The sequence below is a fragment of the Methylobacterium sp. 142-1Y genome (genome assembly GCF_057747795.1).
The window spans coordinates 5,535,142-5,554,772 of record NZ_CM173224.1; the positions used below are offsets into that span (position 1 = coordinate 5,535,142).

At 70.6% G+C, this 19,631-nt stretch carries 14 protein-coding genes; 10 read left to right on the forward strand and 4 right to left on the reverse strand.

From position 1 onward, the window contains the following. Positions 1-270 precede the first annotated feature (270 nt). From AC3AOF_RS25425 to AC3AOF_RS25465, 9 genes are all read left to right on the forward strand, one after another. Complete coding sequence (locus tag AC3AOF_RS25425) at positions 271-1,842, forward strand: ABC transporter substrate-binding protein (RefSeq protein WP_236988250.1); 1,572 nt, start codon at positions 271-273, stop codon at positions 1,840-1,842. A gap of 4 nt (positions 1,843-1,846) precedes the next feature. Next, complete coding sequence (locus AC3AOF_RS25430; protein WP_236988249.1) at positions 1,847-2,788, forward strand: ABC transporter permease; 942 nt, start codon at positions 1,847-1,849, stop codon at positions 2,786-2,788. Continuing rightward, on the forward strand, positions 2,785-3,711 hold the full coding sequence (locus AC3AOF_RS25435; RefSeq protein ID WP_442919226.1) for an ABC transporter permease: 927 nt from the start codon (positions 2,785-2,787) through the stop codon (positions 3,709-3,711). The genes AC3AOF_RS25430 and AC3AOF_RS25435 overlap by 4 nt, the downstream gene beginning before the upstream one ends. Then, positions 3,708-5,348, forward strand: coding sequence for an ABC transporter ATP-binding protein (locus tag AC3AOF_RS25440; protein WP_236988248.1), 1,641 nt, complete (start codon positions 3,708-3,710; stop codon positions 5,346-5,348). Before AC3AOF_RS25435 ends, AC3AOF_RS25440 begins: the two co-directional genes overlap by 4 nt. Positions 5,349-5,531: 183 nt before the next feature. Beyond that, positions 5,532-7,010 (forward strand): amidase, encoded by a 1,479-nt coding sequence (locus AC3AOF_RS25445; RefSeq protein WP_488346841.1) that lies wholly within the window; start codon positions 5,532-5,534, stop codon positions 7,008-7,010. Positions 7,011-7,289: 279 nt separating this feature from the next. Continuing rightward, entirely contained in the window at positions 7,290-8,753 is a 1,464-nt protein-coding gene (locus AC3AOF_RS25450) for a M81 family metallopeptidase (protein WP_488346842.1), read from the forward strand. Between the two features lie 470 nt (positions 8,754-9,223). Next, entirely contained in the window at positions 9,224-10,306 is a 1,083-nt protein-coding gene (locus AC3AOF_RS25455) for an ABC transporter substrate-binding protein (RefSeq protein WP_488346843.1), read from the forward strand. A gap of 10 nt (positions 10,307-10,316) precedes the next feature. Continuing rightward, the gene (locus tag AC3AOF_RS25460; protein WP_236988244.1) at positions 10,317-11,312 is read left to right on the forward strand and encodes an ABC transporter permease; all 996 of its coding nucleotides are present in this window, start codon (positions 10,317-10,319) and stop codon (positions 11,310-11,312) included. After that, complete coding sequence (locus AC3AOF_RS25465) at positions 11,306-12,130, forward strand: ABC transporter ATP-binding protein (protein ID WP_236988243.1); 825 nt, start codon at positions 11,306-11,308, stop codon at positions 12,128-12,130. The genes AC3AOF_RS25460 and AC3AOF_RS25465 overlap by 7 nt, the downstream gene beginning before the upstream one ends. Before the next feature lie 689 nt (positions 12,131-12,819). Here AC3AOF_RS25465 and AC3AOF_RS25470 read toward each other — a convergent pair. The 4 genes from AC3AOF_RS25470 to AC3AOF_RS25485 form a co-directional block, all read right to left on the reverse strand. Further along, positions 12,820-13,386: a histidine phosphatase family protein gene (locus AC3AOF_RS25470; protein ID WP_236988242.1), complete on the reverse strand. Its 567-nt coding sequence runs from the start codon at positions 13,384-13,386 to the stop codon at positions 12,820-12,822. Positions 13,387-13,441: 55 nt separating this feature from the next. Next, complete coding sequence (locus AC3AOF_RS25475; protein WP_488346844.1) at positions 13,442-16,444, reverse strand: response regulator; 3,003 nt, start codon at positions 16,442-16,444, stop codon at positions 13,442-13,444. A 176-nt stretch (positions 16,445-16,620) separates the two neighbouring features. Further along, positions 16,621-17,928 (reverse strand): MFS transporter, encoded by a 1,308-nt coding sequence (locus AC3AOF_RS25480; RefSeq protein WP_488346845.1) that lies wholly within the window; start codon positions 17,926-17,928, stop codon positions 16,621-16,623. Between the two features lie 9 nt (positions 17,929-17,937). Continuing rightward, positions 17,938-18,132, reverse strand: coding sequence for a ribosome modulation factor (locus tag AC3AOF_RS25485; protein ID WP_236988239.1), 195 nt, complete (start codon positions 18,130-18,132; stop codon positions 17,938-17,940). A gap of 180 nt (positions 18,133-18,312) precedes the next feature. Here AC3AOF_RS25485 and AC3AOF_RS25490 point away from each other — a divergent pair, with 180 nt between their 5' ends. After that, a complete protein-coding gene (locus tag AC3AOF_RS25490; protein ID WP_236988238.1) occupies positions 18,313-19,620 on the forward strand; it encodes a PLP-dependent transferase in 1,308 nt (435 codons plus the stop codon). Positions 19,621-19,631 lie beyond the last annotated feature (11 nt).

The following is a 19,631-nucleotide window of genomic DNA, read 5'->3' on the forward strand; positions in this document are numbered from 1 at the left end:
CGGTGCACCCCTCCCCCGATTTCGTCGTAGTCAGCTCAGGCTCCCTCCCGCATCCTGTGATGCGTCTGCAGCGGCATGGTCTCACGAAGACCTGCGCGGCCCCGCCTCTGCTGTCCAGAGACTTCACCTGAGCCGAATTCTTCGGCGCAACCGATCGGCTTCGGCTGTTGCGGCCGAGCTGGTCTGTCGATTGCATGGCTTGCGCGGCGGGCATCGGGCCCCGCGCCCCGACTGGATCGCCGCACGGCGACATCGCGAGGAGACAATTTGATGGCGTTTCGTCGGTCCGTTCTCGGCCTCCTCGCGGCAAGCGCGGCCCTCATCGCCCCCGCGGCCGCACCGGCGCAGACGCTCAAGGCGGTGATGCATTCGGACGTCAAGATCGTCGATCCGATCTGGACCACCGCCTACATCGTCCGCAACCACGGCTACATGATCTACGACACGCTGTTCGCGCTCGACGGCAAGGGCGAGATCAAGCCGCAGATGGTCGACACCTATACCGTGTCGCCCGACAACCTGACCTATACGTTCACCTTGCGCGACGGGCTGACCTGGCATGACGGCAAGCCGGTGACGGCGGAGGACTGCGTCGCCTCGATCAAGCGGTGGAGCGCCCGCGACTCCCTCGGCCAGAAGCTGATGACCTTCGTCGACGGGATGACCGTCGACGATGCGAAGCGCTTCACCGTCAAGCTCAAGTCGCCGACGGGGCTGCTGCTGTTCGGCCTCGCCAAGCCGTCCTCGAACGTGCCGTTCATGATGCCGAAGCGGGTCGCCGAGACCGACCCGAACCAGCAGATCTCGGACTTCACCGGCTCCGGGCCCTTCGTGATGAAGACCGACGAGTGGAAGCCCGGCGACAGAATCGTCTACACCAAGTTCAAGGACTACAAGCCGCGGCCCGAGCCGGCCTCGGGGCTCGCCGGCGGCAAGGTGGTCAAGGTGGACCGGGTCGAGTGGCTGGCGATCTCGGACCAGCAGCAGGCGGTCAATGCGCTGCTCGCCGGTGAGATCGACCTGATCGAGCAGCCGGCCTACGACCTGATTCCGCTGATCAAGGGTGACGATGGCGTCAACCTGGTCGATTACAACCCGCTCGGCCTGCAATATGCGATGCGGCCGAACCACCTGATCAAGCCCTTCGACAATCCGAAGGTGCGCCAGGCCCTGACCTACGCCCTCAACCAGACCGACTTCCTCCAGGCGGTGGTGGGCGATCCCGATTACTATAAGCCGTGCAAGGCCCTGTTCGTCTGCGGTTCGCCGCTCGCCACCGACAAGGGCATGGACGGGCTGCTCGAATCCAATTTCGCCAAGTCGAAGCAGTTGCTGAAGGAGGCGGGCTATGACGGAACGCCGATCGTCCTCTTGCAATCGACCGACCTTCAGACCCTGACCAATCTCGGCCCCGTCGCCAAGCAGCTCCTCGAGAAGGGCGGCTTCAAGGTCGACATGCAATCCTCCGACTGGCAGACCGTGGTGTCGCGCCGTGTGCGCAAGGATCCGGTCGACAAGGGCGGCTGGAACCTGATGAACACGTCCTGGGTCTCGGCCGACATCCTGAACCCGGTGATGTCGAGCTTCATGAACATGAGCTGCGACAAGGCCCCGTTCGGCTGGCCCTGCGATGCCGAGATGGAGAAGCTTCGCGACGATTTCGCCCGCGAGGTCGATCCGGCCAAGCAGAAGGTGATCGCCGAGGCCGTGCAGACCCGCTGGCGCGAGGTGGTGCCGTACATCCCGCTCGGCCAGTTCTACATCCCGATCGCCGCGCGCAAGAACGTCACCGGCATCCTGACCGCCGCCGTGCCGGTGTTCTGGAACGTCGAGAAGAAGTAGGGCGATGGCCGGCTATATCCTGCGGCGGTTGCTCGCCGCCATCCCGGTCCTGGCGATCGTCGCGGTGCTGGTCTTCCTGATGCTGCGGCTCACCCCCGGCGACCCGGCGGCGGTGATCGCCGGGGACAACGCCTCGAGCGAGCAGATCGCACAGGTGCGCCAGAAGCTCGGCCTCGACCAGCCGCTGCCGGCGCAGTTCGCGATCTGGATCGGCAACCTCCTCCACGGCAATCTCGGCGAATCGTTCTTCTTCAAGAAGAGCATCGGCGAGCTGATCCTCGGGCGGATCGAGCCGACCCTGTCGCTTGCCGCCGCCACGATGCTGATCGCGGTCTGTCTGGCGATCCCGCTCGGCGTCGTGGCGGCCTACCGGCACGGCTCCTGGCTCGACCGGATCGTGATGGGCGTGTCGGTGCTCGGCTTCTCGGTTCCGGTCTTCGTGATCGGCTACGGGATGATCTACCTCTTCTCGATCACGCTCGGCTGGTTCCCGGTCCAGGGCTACCAGCCGCTCTCCGGGGGCTTGAGCGGCTACCTGCACCGGCTGGTCCTGCCGGCCGTGACCCTGTCGGTCGTCTACATCGCACTCATCGCCCGGATGACCCGGGCGAGCGTGCTGGAGGTCCTGAACGAGGATTACATCCGCACCGCCCGGGCCAAGGGCCAGGTCGAGCGCAAGATCCTGTTTCGGCACGCCCTCAAGAACGCCGCGGTGCCGATCGTCACCGTGGTCGGCATCGGCATCGCGCTCCTCATCGGCGGCGTGGTGGTGACCGAGAGCGTCTTTGCCATCCCCGGCCTCGGCCGCCTCACGGTCGATGCGGTGCTGGCCCGCGACTACCCGACGATCCAGGCGCTGATCCTGATGTTCTCGGGCGTCTACGTCCTCATCAACCTCCTGATCGACCTGACCTACAGCCTGTTCGACCCGAGGATCCGCCATTGAGTGCCGAGCCGACTCTGCTGGCGGCCGCCGCGGCAGCGCCCCTGCCGCCCGGCCGCACCCTCGCCGCCCGCCTCGTGCGCAACCCGGTCGTCGCGATCGGCGCCGGCTTCCTTCTCCTGATGGCGCTGATCGGTGCCTTCGCGCCGCTTCTCGGCACCCTCGACCCGGCCGCGATCAACCCGGCGACCCGCAACCGCCCGCCGGGCTTCGAGCGCACGCTCCGGGCCGAGGATGGCACGGCCACGACCTATCGTCACCGGATGGGCACCGACAGCCTGGGGCGCGACGTCTACAGCCGGGTGCTCTACGGCGCCCGGGTCTCCCTCGCCATCGCCGTCTCGGTGGCGGCGCTGTCGCTCGCCATCGGTCTCTTCCTCGGCCTGGTGGCCGGCTACATCCGTCCCCTCGACGGGCCGATCATGCGGCTGATGGACGGCTTGATGGCGATCCCCGGCATCCTGCTGGCCATCGCGGTGGTGTCGCTGTTCCGGGCCGGTCTTCCGGCGGTCATCGCGGCGATCGTGGTGCCGGAGATCCCCCGGGTGGTCCGGCTGGTGCGCTCGATCGTGCTCTCGGTGCGGGAGGAACCTTACGTCGAGGCCGCGATCATGGCCGGCACCCGCCTGCCGCTGCTGATGGCGCGCCACATCCTGCCCAACACCATCGCGCCCTTGATCGTGCAGGGCACCTTCATCGCCGCCTCGGCGATCCTGGTCGAGGCGGTCCTGTCCTTTCTCGGCATCGGCATCCCGCCTGAGATCCCGAGCTGGGGCAACATCATGGCGGAGGGGCGCAACCTGTTCCGGGTCTATCCGCACAACATCCTGTATCCGGGGATCTTCCTCGGCCTGACGGTGCTCGCCGTGAACATGCTGGGCGACGGCCTGCGCGACACCCTCGATCCGAAGATGACCGGCCGATGAGCACCGCATCCTCCCCCGTTCTCGACGTCGAGAACCTCGCCATCGCGCTTCCCGGCGGCGGCGACCGGCTCCGCGCCGTCGACGGCGTCTCCTTCACGGTCGCCCCCGGCGAGATCGTCTGCGTCGTCGGCGAATCCGGCTCGGGCAAGTCGGTCACCGCCTTCTCGGTGATGGGGCTCCTCGCCAAGGTGCTGAAACCCGTCGCCGGCGCGATCCGGCTCAACGGCGAGGACGTGCTGACGGCAAGCCCGCAGCGCCTGCGGGCGCTTCGCGGCGACCGGATGGCGATGATCTTCCAGGAGCCGATGACGGCCCTGAACCCTGTGCTGACCGTCGGCGACCAGATCGAGGAAGTCCTGCGCATCCACACCGACCTCGGGGCGTCGGAGCGCCGGGCCAAGGTGCTGGCGATGCTGGAGGCCATGCACCTGCCCGATCCGGAGCGGATGCACGCCTCCTATCCCCACCAGCTTTCCGGCGGCCAGCGCCAGCGGGTGATGATCGCGGCGGCCCTGATCCTCGATCCCGCCCTTCTCATCGCCGACGAGCCGACGACGGCGCTCGACGTCACGACGCAAGCGCAGATCCTGCGGTTGATCCGCGAGATGCAGGCGCGGCGCGGCACCGGCGTCCTGTTCATCACCCACGATTTCGGCGTGGTGGCGGAGATCGCCGACCGGGTGGTGGTGATGCAGCACGGCCGCATCGTCGAGCAGGGGCCGGCGATGCAGGTTCTGGGCAACCCGCAGCATCCCTACACAAGGATGCTGATCGCCGCCGTGCCGACGATGGCGCCCGCAAGGCGGCCGCCGGTGACCGGGGCGCTCGCGCTCGAGACGGCGGCCCTCGCGAAGACCTATCGCAGCGGCGGCCTGTTCAAGAAGACTCGCGAGGTCCACGCCGCCGCCGAGGTGGCACTCCGGATCCGGCGCGGCGAGACGGTCGGCATCGTCGGCGAATCGGGCTCGGGCAAGTCCACGGTGGCGCGCTGCATCGCCCGGCTGATCGCCCCGAGCGGCGGGCAGATCATGGTCGCCGACCGGGACATCGCCCGCCTTCCCGAGCGAAAGCTCCGGCCGTTGCGCCAGAAAATCCAGGTCGTGTTCCAGGACCCGTTCCGCTCGCTCAACCCGCGCCGGACGGTGGGCGCCTCGATCGTCGAGGGGCCGGTGAATTTCGGCATGAGCCCCGATGCGGCGATGGCGAAGGCGCGGGAGCTGATGGGCCTCGTCGGGCTCGACCCGTCGGCGCTCGCCCGCTACCCGCACCAGTTCTCCGGCGGCCAGCGCCAGCGCATCGCGCTCGCCCGGGCGCTCGCCATGGAGCCCGAGATCCTGATCGCCGACGAGGCGGTCTCGGCCCTCGACGTCTCGGTGCAGCGCCAGGTGCTGGCCCTCCTCGACGACGTGCAACGGCGCTTCGACCTCGCGATCCTGTTCATCACGCACGACCTGCGGGTGGCGGCGCAGATCTGCGACCGGCTGATCGTGATGCAGCGCGGCCGGATCGTCGAGGAGGGCCCGACGGCGGAGGTCTTCGCCCGGCCGCAGGCGGCCTATACCCGCGCGCTGATCGAGGCGGCGCCTGGGCGGGAATTCGGGCGGGGGGAGCATCTTCCCGAAGCGGCTTCCGCCTGATGCAGACGAACAAGGATGAAGCACTTCCCCTCCCCCCTGTGGGGAGGGGCAGGGGTGGGGGTGGTGCCGGATAGACCTCGGCGGTGCCTTCTGCTCTACCCCCACCCCTAACCCCTCCCCACAAGGGGGAGGGGAAGCGCTTTGTCTTGAAACGATCTTCATAACAAAAACAGGACCACACCAATGACCCTCGCCATGACCTGGGAGGAATGGGCGCAGCACGATGCCTGCGGGCTCGCCGCGCGGGTGCGCGCCGGGGAGGTGACGGCGGCGGAACTCGCCGCGCAGGCGGCGGCCGGCGTGGCGCTGACCAACCCGGCGACCAGCGCCGTGATCGAGCTGTTCGACGATTGCGTCGCCGACCCGGCCCGGGACGGAACCGACCTCGACGGCGCCTTCGCGGGCGTGCCGTTCCTGATGAAGGATCTCGGGCCGACCCTCAAAGGCCGGCTCCAGGAGATGGGCTCGCTGCTGATGCGCGGCCATCGCGCCTCGTCGGACAGCCATCTCACGGGCCGGATGCGCAAGGCCGGCTTGAACCTCATCGGCCGCACCACCACGCCGGAATTCGGCGTGTGCAGCTCGGCGGAGAACCCGGCGGTCTACGTCACCCGCAACCCGTGGAACCTCGACTACACCACCTGCGGCTCCTCGGCCGGCTCGGCCGCCGCGGTGGCCTCGGGCGTGGTGCCGATGGCGCATGCCACCGACGGGGGCGGCTCGATCCGCATCCCGGCCGGCGTCAACGGCAATCTCGGGCTCAAGCCCTCCCGCGGCGTGTTCTCGATCGCGCCCTACGGGTCGGATCTCACCAGCGTCGTGTCGATCCAGGGCTGCCAGTCGCGCAGCGTGCGCGACACCGCGACCTTCGTCGACCTTTGCCGCGGCGGGGCGCCCGGCGAGTTCATGCCCTACTGGACCGCGCCCGAGCCCTACGCCACGCTGATCGAACGCGATCCGGGCCGGTTGCGCATCGCGCTCTCGCACGAATGGGGCGATTACCGCGCCGTGCCCCACCACGTCGCCGAACTGGAGCGGATCGGGCGCTTCCTCGAAGGGCTCGGCCACCAGGTCGAATGGGCGCTCCCGGCGGTCGACATCCGGGCCGCCTTCCGGGCCCAGACCACCTGCTACATCACCAACTTCGCCCAGACCATCAACGGGCTCCTCGCCCTGAAGGGCCTCGAGCGTCCGCCCGAAGACCTGATCGAGCCGATGAACATCCGGATCTGGGAGGCCGGGCGGCACGCGAGCTACGCCGAGCGCACGGCGATGCAGGCGACGTTCAACGCCACGGCGCGGGGCTTCGGCGCCTTCTTCGAGGACTGGGACATCATCCTGACCCCGATCACCGCCCTTCCGACGCCGAAGGTCGGCACCATCGAGTACCTGACGATCAGCGACGAGCCATCGGTCTACGCCTGGTTCGAGAACCTGTGGCGCAACTTCGCCTACACGCCGCTCGCCAACCTGTGCGGCCTGCCCGCCCTGTCGATGCCGCTGGCCTGGAACGAGCACGGCCTGCCGCTCGGCATCCAGGCCCAGGCGGCGCAAGGGCGGGACGGGTTGCTGCTGCAGCTCGCCGCGCAGGTGGAACGGGCGATCGGGGGGAATTGGAACGACGGGCGGCGGCCGGGGGTGCATGTCGCAGCGAAGGGCTGATGCGCCTCACGACGTAGCGAAGAAAGACCTGCTTCATCCCACCCGCGACCCCCTCCTGAGGTGTCAGTCCATCATCGATGGACTGACCTCGCAGGAGGGGTCCAGGGATCGCAGCGACTTCTGGAGCCCTCCTTCGAGGCTCAGCGATCTCCGATCGCCCGCACCTCAGGATGAGGTCGTGGGTAGGATGGACCGTTCTGAGCGAGCAGGCGTCGCAGCCGCTCAGACGGCGGCGCTCGAACCTGTCCAATCCCAGTCGATCATCAGGAGACCCAACCCGTGAAGCTCTTCATCGCCGCGCTCGGCACCGAGACCAACACCTTCTCGCCGATCCCGACCGGGCGCGCCGCCTTCCTGGACGACCTCTACGTCGAGACCGGTGCCTCGCACGGCTCGGATCACTGGTTCGCGGGCCCGATGCGGGTCTGGCGCGCGCTCGGTGAGGCCGCCGGCTACGAGATCGTCGAGAGCCTGGCCGCCTTCGCGCCGCCCGGCGGGCCGACGCGCCAGGACGTCTGGGTGGAGTTGCGCGACCGCGTGCTGGGCGATCTGCGTGCCGCCGGTCCGGTCGACATGGTCCTGTTCAACCTCCACGGCGCGATGATCGCCGACGTGCAAGACGATTGCGAGGGCGAGCTCGTCGCCGCGGCGCGGGAGATCGTGGGGCAACCGGTGACGATCGGGGTCGAGCTCGACCTGCATTGCCACCTGACCGACCGGATCGTCGCGGCCTGCGACGTGCTGCTCACCTACAAGGAATATCCGCATATCGACGTCGACGACCGGGCCCGCGACCTCTTCCGCCTCTGCGACGACACCCGGCACGGGCGCATCCGGCCCGTGATCGCAGTCGCCGATTGCCGGATGCTGGCGGTGTGGCGCACGCCCAACCAGCCCACCCGCGGCTTCGTCGACCGGATGAGCGCGGCCGAGGGGCGGGACGGAATCCTGTCCCTGTCGCTGGCCCACGGCTTCCCCTGGGCCGACATCCCGGATGTCGGCGCCAAGGTGGTGGCGGTGACCGACGGCGATCCGGACTGGGCCAAGACGACGGCCGAGGCGCTCGCCCGCGAGCTGTGGGAGATGCGCGAGGCGACCACCGACCGACTGCTGACCCTCGACGAGGCGGTGCAGGCGGCGCTCTCGCCCGAGGCCGGCGTGACGGTGCTGGCCGACGTCTCGGACAATGCCGGGGCGGGCTCGGCGAGCGATTCGACCGTTCTGCTGCGCGCGCTCGTCGAGGCCGGCGCGACCCGGTGCGCCATCGGCAGCTTCTGGGACCCGGTCGCGGTCCGGCTCTGCCGCGAGGCCGGCGAAGGCGCGCGCCTCAGCCTCCGCATCGGCGGCAAGACCGGCCCGATGTCGGGCGATCCCGTCGATCTGACGGTGCAGGTGCTCGGCATCCGGCCCGACGCGGTCCAGACCTACGGCAACGGCAAGCAGCCGATGGGCGATTGCGTGATGGTCGAGGCGGGCGGCCTGCACATCGTGCTCAACGCCTCGCGCACCCAGGTCTTCCAGCCGAGCGTGTTCGAGCAGTTCGGCGTAGCACTGACCGACTACGCCACCGTGTTCGTGAAGTCGGCCCAGCACTTCAATGCCGGCTTCGCCCCGCGGGCCGACCGCATCCTCCACGTCGCCGTGCCGGGCAGCGCCAATCCCGATTTCGCGCGCTTGCGCCTGCCGAGGGCGTCGCGCCCGCTCTGGCCGATCGTCGCCGATCCGTTCCGCGAACCGGCCTGATCCCGGCACCAACCTGAGGCCCCCGTCCGCGACCTGGTCCCAACGTCGCGGACGGGCGTGGCAGCCGACGCCGCGCGACACTCCCCATCGATCGCGCCCGCCGCATCGGCATGGCAAGATTGGCATCCCGAGAAGAATGTCGCTGTCGGATCGCCAAGTCTTGCAACGCCGTCCCAGCAATCCGCGAGACAAAACAATCCCGTTTCATTGACCGATCGAATCGAAGACGACAAGATCAAGGCCTCTCGACAAGGCGGGTACGGCGCATGGCGGCGTGCCCATTGCATGGGGCCGGCATGATGTCGCTCGACGAAGACTTCATGGACAAGCGCGCGGCGTTGGCGGCGCGGAGGGTGCGAATCGAGGCCGGCCGCATGGGCCGTTCGCGGCACGCTCGAGCCTGAGGCCCGAAAAACTCCCGCTCGAGCCGCCCGACACGCCCTCCCCTGTCCACCGGAAGCCCCCGGACGATGACGCTCCCCCACCCCACGCATCCGGAATCCCGCCGCCGCTTCCTCGCCCGCGCCGCGGCCCTGGGTCTCGCGACACCTTTCGGCCTCGTCGGCTCCCCCTCCTCGGCCGGGCTCCTGCCGGTCCCCGACCTCCCCGGCACGCCGATCTGCCGGGTTGCCGCCGAGGGGCCGGCGCCGAAAGGCACGCCGCGGCCGATCAAGCTCGCCTGGAACGCCTCGGCGATCTGCACCGCGGCCGCGCCCGTCGCCAAGGAGAGCGGGGTGTTCGCCCGGCACGGTCTCGACGTGGAGTTCGTCAATTTCGGCGGCTCGACCGAGCAATTGCTGGAGGCGATCGCCACCGGCAAGGCGGATGCCGGCATCGGCATGGCGCTGCGCTGGCTCAAGCCCCTGGAGCAGGGCTTCGACGTCAAGGTCACGGCCGGCATCCACGGCGGCTGCATGCGGCTGCTCGGCGCCCAATCCGCCGGCGCAACCAGCCTGGAATCGCTGAAGGGCAAGGTGATCGCGGTGAGCGACCAGGCCTCGCCGGCCAAGAACTTCTTCAGCCTGCTGCTCGCCAAGCGCGGCATCGATCCCGAGCGCGAGGTCGAGTGGCGGGTCTATCCGATGGATCTCCTCAACCTCGCGGTCGAGAAGGGCGAGGCGCAGGCGCTGGCCGACGGCGATCCGCGCACCTTCCTGTGGGCGAAGGACGCCCGCCTGACCGAGATCGCCAACAACCTCTCGGCCGAGTACCACGACCGCACCTGCTGCATCCTGGCGCTTCGCGGCGCCCTGGTGCGCGACGAGCGTCCGGTGGCTGCGGCGCTGACACGGGCGCTGCTGGAGGCCGGCACCCGGGTCGCGCACGATCCGGACTATGCGGCCAAGATCTATGCCGGCTATGGCGGCAAGGGCTCGGTGGACGAACTCGCCGCGATGCTGCGCAGCCACACGCATCATCACCACCCCCTCGGGGCCGAGCTGAAGCAGCAGATCGCCGCCTATATCGACGAGCTGAAGACCGTGAAGGTGATCCGCGCCCGCACCGACGCGAAGCAATTCGCCGAGCGCGTCTATGCCGACGTCCTGAGCTGAGGCGCTGCCCATGAGCGACATCGCGCTTCCCCGGGCGGAGGGCACCGTCCGGCGCCCCGCCTTCCTGCCCGCCCCTGCCTCCGTCGCGGCGTCGGCCGCCTGGTTCGGGCTCGCCGCCCTCGTGGCGCTGCCGCCCGACCTCGGCGATTTCGGCCTCACCCGCGAACTCGCCATCGGTCTCGCCGGGTTCGGAGCCCTGGTCCTGGCGGCCGGCTTCCTGCGTCCCGGCGAGGCCGGCCCGATCCACCGGATCCAGGGCTGGTCGCCCTGGCTGATCGTGCTCGCCGCCCTGCTGGGCCTATGGGAGGTGGCGACCGCCAAGCGCGCCTGGCTGCCGATGCCGTTCTTCCCGCCGCCGCAGGCGATCCTGGAGGTCTTCGTCGAGGATTACGCGCGGCTCGCCGACAGCGTCTGGCATTCCCTGCGGCTGCTGGCCGGCGGCTACGCCCTCGGGGCGCTCGCCGGCTTCACCCTCGGGGTCGCGGTCGGCTGGTCGCGGAGCGTCGGCTACTGGGTGCATCCGGTTTTGCGCTTCGTCGGCCCGCTGCCGGCCACCGCCTGGCTGCCGCTCGCGTTCTTCGTCTTCCCGTCGAGCGGCGCGGCCTCGACCTTCCTCGTTGCGCTTGCCACCGGCTTTCCCGTCACGGTGCTGACCTGGTCGGGCATCGCCGGGGTCAACAAGGCGTATTACGACGTCGCCCGGACGCTCGGCGCCCGCGAAGGCTTCCTGATCCTCAAGGTGGCGATCCCGGCGGCCCTGCCGCACGTCTTCGTCGGGCTGTTCATGGGGCTCGGCAGCTCCTTCGCGGTGCTGGTGGTGGCCGAGATGCTGGGCGTGAAAGCCGGCCTCGGCTGGTACCTGCAATGGGCGCAGGGCTGGGCGGCCTACGCCAACATGTACGCGGCGCTGGCCGTGATGGCGCTGGCCTGCTCGGGCCTGATCACCCTGCTGTTCCGGCTGCGCGACCGTCTCCTGTCCTGGCAGAAGGGCCTCGTCCAATGGTAGCCGGCCTGGTCGCCCCGTCCCGAACTCCCGCCCGAACCCCCGCCTCCGTGGCGCCCGCCCCGGTCCCGGCGGAGGGCGCCGCTCTCTCGCTGCGCGACGTGCGCCACGCCTTCGCCCTGAAGAAGGCGCCGCTCCCGGTCCTCGACGGCGTGTCGTTCGACGTCGCGCCCGGCGCCTTCGTGGCCCTGCTCGGGCCCTCGGGCTGCGGGAAGTCGACCCTGCTGCGCCTCGTCGCCGGGTTGGAGCCGCCGAACGAGGGCCGGATCGCCGTCGACGGCGCTCCCTTGCGCGGCCCGCATCCCTCCCGCGGCCTCGTGTTCCAGGACCCGACGCTCTATCCCTGGCGCAGCGTCATCGGCAACGTCGCAATCGGCCCCGAAGCCCGCGGACGCCTGAGGGCGGAACGCGGGCGCGTCGAGGAGGCGCTCGCTCTGGTCGGGCTCTCCGGCTTTGCCGACGCCTTCCCGCACCAGCTCTCGGGCGGCATGGCGCAGCGGGTGGCGCTGGCCCGGGCCCTCGTCAATGCGCCGCCGCTGCTGCTGCTCGACGAGCCTCTGGGCAAGCTCGATTCGCTGACCCGCCTGGCGATGCAGGCCGAGCTGGTGCGCCTGTGGCGGGACAAGGGGTTCACCGCGCTCCTCGTCACCCACGACGTCGAGGAGGCCCTGATGCTGGCCCAGCGCATCCTGGTCTTCTCGGACCGCCCGGCCCGGATCAGGGCCGACATCGCATGCGACCGGCCCTATCCGCGCCACCGCGAGGATCCGGGCGTCGTCGCCGACCGACGCGCCATCCTGGACCTTCTGGGCACCGCCTGATGGGCCGGAATCGAGATGATGCGGAATCCTGAAGATGACTTCCGGATTTCGTATCATCAGCCCGCGCGGCGCCTGAGCGAGGCCGCTTTCCGTATCGCGAAGCGATCGATCGGAAAGCGTATGAGAAGCCGTTCGATCAGGGTCCGGGGCGGAGTCCTAATCCGCCTCGACCCGGACCCTCGCCTCGCCCGGGTTCAGACTGGCGATGAGTCTTTCCAGCCGCGACCGGACATGCGACCGGATCTCCTCTCCGGATTGGTCCGTCGCGCTCTCCGTGAAGTCGAGCCTGCGCCGTGCTTGAACCGTCATCGCGTCGACCCTTCTCGATACAGGGGAAGCCTTACGTCTACGCCACCGATACAGCACGGGAATGAATCGGACTCATCGGAATGATGCATGTTGAATACATCAGAGGAGAGACTGACTCGATCGTCCGCCTTTCACCTCGCAGAGTGGCGGAGGTTTGTTGCGCCAGTATTACGTGCGGGTTCGCCGAATGATCGTGTCGCGCATGGGTGATCGACCACCGTCCGGATGAGGGATGTCGGTCCGCCGGATCGTGGGAGCCGGATTTTCGCATAAGTGAAGCGCCGGGCGCCGCGGTTTCCCGTCCGCATCGCGGATGCGGCAACGGTCGCCTCGCCGCCGTGACCCAGATTGACCTCGACCCAGGTTGACCTCGACCCGGATCAACGCTCGACCGCCACCAGCCGCCCGCCCGCATCCATCCGGCAGCGGACCCACTCGCCGTTGGCGAGGCTGCATCCGGTGACCGCCATGATGAATCCCCAGTGGCACACGACCAGGGTGTGGGCCCAGTCGGGATCACCCTCCATCCCGGCCCGGAAGGACGCGGTGCGCGCGTCGAACAGGTGATCCGGCTCATGGTCGGCCTCGTCCTCGGCCTCCCGCCACCAGACCTCGTCCAGGTGGTTCAGGTCGAGATGGGGCCAGGCGCGGGCGAGGTCGGTGCGGCAGGTGCCGATGTCGCAGCTCGCGCCGCGGCGCTCCCGCACCGTCGGCGTGACCAGGACGGGGAGGTCCAGGCGCGACGCGACCGGGGCGGCGGTCTGGAGCGCACGGGTGAGCGGCGAGCACAGGATGCGCCGTACCCCCTCCCCCGCGAGCGCGCGGGAGGCGGCCTCCGCCTGTTCGTGGCCGAGCGGCGTCAGGGGCGCATCGACGATGCCGGGATCGACGCCGGTGGCGTGGAAGTGGAGGTTGAACTGGCTCTGGCCATGGCGAAGCAGGATCATGACGGTGAAGGTAGGGCACCGGCGCGATTCGGCCTCGCGGCGCGGAGCCGCGCCGTCACGGCGCCGCCGCCCGATCCGGCGCCTCCGCCGCCTCGTTCCCCACCCCCGGGCTCATCAACCCGCGCAGGGTCGCCGCGAGATCCGCCATCCCTAAGCCCGCCTTCGGCAGGATCCGGTCGGCCTGGCCGGCGAGGCGGCGGCGGTCTTCCGCGGTGACGTCCTTGGCGGTCAGCACGACGACCGGGATGTCGCGCCAGTCGGGCCGGTCGCGCAAGGCGCGCAGGAACCCGAACCCGTCGAGTTCCGGCATCATCAGGTCGAGGAGGATCAGGCCGGGTTTGCGCACCCCGACCGCCTCCAGGCCGGCCAGCCCATGCTCGGCGGTCGCCACCCGCCAGCCCTCGCGGGTCAGCATGGTGGTCATGCGCTCGCGCACGTCCGGGTCGTCGTCGACCACCAGGACCGGTCCCTCGTGGATGGCGGGCCGGAAGCGCTCCATCGCCTCCTTGAGCGCCCCCCACTCGACCGGCTTGTGCAGGTAGTCGGTGGCGCCGAGCGAGAAGGCGAGGTTCTGCTCGTCGAGCACCGTCACCATGATGACCGGCGTCGCGCCGAAATCCGGGTCGGCGCGCAGCGCCCGCAGCACCGACCAGCCGTCCATGCGCGGCATCGTCACGTCGAGAAGGACGACCCGGGGGCGCAAAAGCCGCGCCTGCTCCAGGCCGGCGCGACCGTCCGCGGCGGTCGCGACCGTGAACCCGTCCCGGCGCAGGAAGCGGGCGAGGAGGTCGCGGGTCGCCGGGTCGTCGTCGACGACGAGGACGAGGTTGGAGCCGGTATCGGGACGCGCCCCGGCGGCCGCCGGCGCCTCGGGCACGACCGGGCCGGCGGGCTCGGCCGAGCCGCGCTCCTCGTAGAGCGCCGGCAGTTCCAGGGTGAAGGTGGTGCCCTCACCCAACCGGCTCTCGACGGCGATCTCGCCGCCGAGCATCTGCGCGAAGGCGCGGGTGATGGCCAGCCCGAGCCCGGTGCCGCCGAAGCGGCGGGTGGTCGAGGCGTCGGCCTGGGTGAAGCGCTGGAACAGCCGGGCCTGCTGCTCCTCGCTCATGCCGATGCCGGTGTCCGATACGGTGAAGCGCAGCCGGTCGCCGCCCTCGCGGTGCTCGCGTTCGGCGCGAAGCGTGATGGTGCCGCCCTCGGTGAACTTGGCGGCGTTGCTCAAGAGGTTGATCAGGCACTGCCGCAGCTTCGTCGCGTCGGTATGGGCCCGTCCGAGATCGTCGCCGAGGGTGAGGCTCAACGAGTTGCCCTTCTTCACCACCAGGGCGTCGACCGTGGTGGCGACCTCCCGGACGGTCTCGGCGACGTCCAGGTCCTCGGCGAAGACCTCCATCCGCTCCGCCTCGATCTTCGAGAGGTCGAGCACGTCGTTGATGAGGCCGAGCAGGTGGCGGGCATTCGCCTCGATCTTGCGCATGTCGGCGAGCAGGTTCTCCTCGCCGAGATCCTCCATCTCCTCCTGCAGCATCTCCGAATAGCCGATCACCGCCGAGAGCGGGGTGCGCAATTCGTGGCTCATGTTGGCGAGGAACTGGCTCTTGGCGCGGTTGGCCTCCTCCGCCGCCTCCTTGGCGGCTTCCAGCGCCAGCTCGGCTTCCTTGCGGGCGGTGACGTCGGCATGCGCCCCCACCCATTCGCGCACGCGGCCATCCGCCTCCAGGATCGGCACGGCGCGGCCCTCCATGTGGCGCCACACCCCGTCGTGGCGGCGGACGCGGTGCTCGATGGCGTAGAGCGCGCGCGAGGCCACCGCCCGCTCCCAGGCGTCCCGCGTCGCCTCCCGGTCGTCGGGATGGATCGCCGCCAGGAAGCCCTGGCCCGCAGCCTCGGCGGGGGCCTGGCCGGTGAAGCGGGTCCATTCCGAGGTGATCTCCCGGAAGGCGCCGTCCGGCGTGGTGGTCCATACGATGGCGGAGGTCGCCTCGGTGAGCGAGCGGAACCGTTCCTCGCTGTCGACGAGGCGGCGCTCGGCGAGTTTTCCCAGGGTCACGTCGTCCATGACGATGCCGACGCCGTCGGCCCGCTCGCCGTCGGGCCCGCCGCCGCGGCGGCGCAAGGGAAAGAAGCTCGCCTCGAAATGGCGGATGCCGCCCGGTGCGCTCGGGGCCGGCACCGCGACCTCGACATTGGCGGTGACGAGCCCGCTGTCCCGGGCCGCCGCGAGCTTCGGCCCGAGTGCGTCGCGCAAGGACGGCAGCAGCGCCCAGATCGGCGCGCCGAGATCGGCGCCGAAGCCGCGCTCGCTCATGTTGCCGAGCGCCCGGTTCATGTGACGCAGGTTCAGGTCGCGGTCGAGGAAGCCGAGGCCCACGGGCGCGTTCTCCAGGACGCTCTCCAGCAGGTCGGCCATGCGCTGGCTCTCGCGGCGGCGCATCAGGGCGAGGCGGGCCAGGAGGCCGAACGCCGCGAGCGCGCAGGCGAGCGTGACGAGGGACAGGAGCGGCGAGCGCAGAGCGTCGGCCTCGGCCAGGTGGCGCAGGTCGGTGGCGGCCCGGTCCTGGACCTCCCGCGTCGTCTCGCGCACGGCGTCCATGACGCGCTTGCCCTCCCCGGTCTGGATCAGGCTCAGTGCCGCCTCCTGGCCGCCGCTCCGGCGGGCGGCGACGACGCGGGCGGCGTAGTCCTTCTCGGCCGCGATCACGCTGCGGCGGCGCTCGCGGACAGTCCGGTCGGGCGTCACGGCGTCGATGGCGGCGAGCTCGCCGTCGATCCGGGCGAGCGCCGCGTCGTAGGGCTGGAGGTAATCCTCGCGGCCGGTCAGCACGTAGCCGCGCTGGCCGGTCTCGAGATCCTTCATGCTCGACAGCACATGCTCGCTCAGCGCCATGACCCGACCCAGCCGCTCGGCCTCGGCCCGGCTGCGGGCACCCGCGACGGTGTTCCAGCCGCCGGCCGCGACGGCCAGAGCGAGGAGGAGGAAGGCCAGCGGCGAACCCGGCAGGCGCCGTCCGGGGGCGAGGAAGCGCCAGCGTTGCGTGGAGGCGGTTGTGCTGCTCATGTCACCTTGCTCTCGCGGCTCCGAACGGGCGCCGCGTCGTCCCCGATCTTCGTCATGAAACGCCCGACCGCCGGCATCGCCCCGCCCTGCGGGCGTCGGTCCGGCGGAATTTTCACGGGAGGCGACGGAGCGCGCGGCGGAGGGCGACGGATCGCGCGGGAAGCGGTCGCGAGCGTCTACCGCCGACCTCCCTCCCCGGCGTCGAGAACCCGCCCGCGCGTCTCCGGCAGCATCCATGCCGCCACCGTGCCGACGAGGCTGAAGGCGGCGAGGTAGTAAGCCGGCGCCATGCGGTCGCCGGTGGCCGCGATCAGCCAGTTGATCGCGTAGTTGGTGCTGCCGCCGAACACCGAGACGGCGAGCGCGTAGACGATGGCGAGGCCCGAGCTGCGCACCGCGCGCGGCAGGGCTTCCGGAATGCCGACGATCACCGCCGCTGCGTTGATCGAGGACAGGGCCGAGAGCAGGAAGGTCACGGCGTAGACGGCGAGCGGTCCCGGCGCCCGCAGGAGCCAGGCGAAGGCCGGGACCGCCAGGACGAGGATCAGGGCGCGCGGCCAGATCATCACTGGGCGGCGGCCGTAGCGGTCGGCGAGGTATCCGCCCAGCAGCGGGAAGGCCACCGAGGCGAGGCCCAGCGCGATCGGCACCGCGGTCGCGACCGTCTCGCTCAACCCCAGGGTCGCGCCGGCATAGACCGGCATGTTGGTGCCGACCGCGTTCGAGACCGTCGAGGCGGCGACGACCAGGAAGGTCAGCCCGAGCAGGCGGCCGTGCTCGCGCACGAGCCGCCCGATCACCGCCCCGGTCGAGGCCGCGGCGGTCGGGTCCTTTTCGACGCCGCCGGTCTCCGGCAGGTGGCTGCGGATCACGAGGCCGACCGGCACGACGGCGAGGCCGACCAGGAACATCACCCGCCAGCCCCAGGCCGCCATGGCGGCCTCGCCGATCGTCAGCGCGAGCGCCGTCGCCAGCAGGCCGGCGAAGAGGGCCGCGCAGCCCTGGCTGGCGATCTGCCAGCTGGTGACGAAGCCGCGATGCTTTACCGGCGCCGCTTCCAGCAGGTAGGCGGTCGAGGGGCCGACCTCGCCGCCGAGCGCCAGGCCCTGGATCAGCCGGCCGGCGATGACGATGGCTTGCGCCCAGCCGCCGATCTGCGCGTAACCGGGACAGGCGGCGAGCATCAGCATGCCGAGCGCCATCAGCACGATGGTGACCAGCATGGCGGGCTTGCGCCCGGACCGGTCGGCGAGCGCCCCGATCAGGGCGCCGCCGATCGGCCGCATGACGTAGCCGACGCCGAACAGGGCGAGCGAGGCGAGCAGGCTGTGGCTCGCGTCCGAGGCCGGGAAGAACGCCTCGCCGATCGCCTTGGCGAAGAAGGCGTAGACGGTGAAGTCGTAGAATTCGAGGGCGTTGCCGAGCACCACGGCGCCGACCGCCTTGCGGTCGAGGCCCGGGCGGACTGGATTTCGCGCGTCCATGCCGGGGGATCAGCGGCCCGGTTCGCGCTTGAGGCCGCCGGTCACAGGCTCCGCCCCCGCCGCCACGGCCTCGTCGTAGCCGGCAAGCCAGCGCTCCCGCGCCTCCGTGCCCTCGGCATAGGGGCAGGCCGCGCGGGCGAGGCCCTTGTCGGGGGCAGCCCGACCGAGGGCGTGGGCATCGAGGTTGTCGGGCGGGGATTGCATCGGGTCTGCCGGGCTCCTGTCGGGCGGTGCGGATCGCAGATGCACGGCCGAGTACCCGAACCGCCGGCGGCGCCGGACGTTCCCGCCGGGCAGCCCCCGCGGCAGGACATGAGGCGGCGTGGCGGGTCGGACGGGACAGGCCTATACGGCACGCCATCCGCTCCCGAAGGACATGCCGCCGTGCCCCACTCTCCGCCCGCCCCCTCCGCCGCCGAGGCCGGCACCAAGGCCGAGCGTCGCACCGCCTTCCTCGCCGGGTGCGGACCGGAGACGCAGGCCATCCACGCGCCGATCCTCGACCTCGCGGCCTCGCGCGGCCACCTCAACCCGGGCGGCCTCGGGGAGGCCCGCGCCTTCTCGGACCTCGGCTCGCTCGGCCAGAGCAGCGTCGGCTTCGAGACGCTCGGCGACTACGAGGCGGCCGATGCGGCGGGCCGCGCGCCCTATGGCGGTGCCGAATACGGCGTCGTCCTGTCGCCGGAGGCCGAGGCGGTCTGCGCGAAGTTCACCCGATTGCATGGCGGGGCCGGCGCGATCGTCTGCGCCTCCGGCCTCGCGGCGATCGCGACGGTCGTCGACGCCTTCGCCCCGAAGGTCGTGCTGATCCCGGACGCCATCTACTTCCCGGCCTGGCGCTACCTGTCCGAGACGGGGCGCGCCGCGCTCATGACCTATCCGTCCGGCGCCTCGGGCGAGGAGGTCGCCGCCCTGATCCGCGAGGCCGGAACGCGCGTCGCGCCCGCCGAGACGATGCTCTACCTCGAGGCGCCGGCGAGCGGGACCTTCGAGATCCCGGACATCGCCGGCATCGTCGCGGCGGCGCGCGCGGCCGGCATTCGTACGGTGATGGACAATACCTGGGGAAGCCACGTCCGCTTCCGGCCCCTCGACCACGGCATCGCCGTCGCGGTCCAGGCGACGACGAAGTACGAGGGCGGCTACGGCGACACGCCGAGCGGCATCGTGGTGGCGCGCGAGGCGGCCGACCTCGCCCGCCTGCGCCGGCAGTTGCGGATCAGCGGCAACGGGGCGGTCTCGCCCCAGACCTGCACCCGTCTGTTCCACCGGGTCGACAGCGCGGAGAGCCGCCTGGAGCGGCACGCGGCTTCCGCCGGGTCGCTGATGGCTTGGTTCGAGGACAAGCCGTTCACGGCCGACATCTTGAGCCCGGCCCGGGCGGCGAGCCCGTACCATGCCCGCTTCCGACAGTATTTCGGCGCCGGCAACAGCCTGTTCACGGTGGCGTTCGACGAGGGACTGCCGGCCGAGCGGGTCCAGGCCTTCGTCGATGCGCTGCTGCTGTTTCGCGTCGCCGAGAGCTGGGGCGGCCACGTCTCCCTGGTGCTGCCGGTCCATCCGCGCCGCGATCCGGCGACGCTACAGAGGGGCGCGATGTTTCGCTTCAATGCCGGGCTGGAGGAGGCCGGCGACCTGATCGCCGATCTGGAGCAGGCGGCGCAGACGGCTTTTCTGCAAGAGCCGGTGTGACTGTCTCCGAC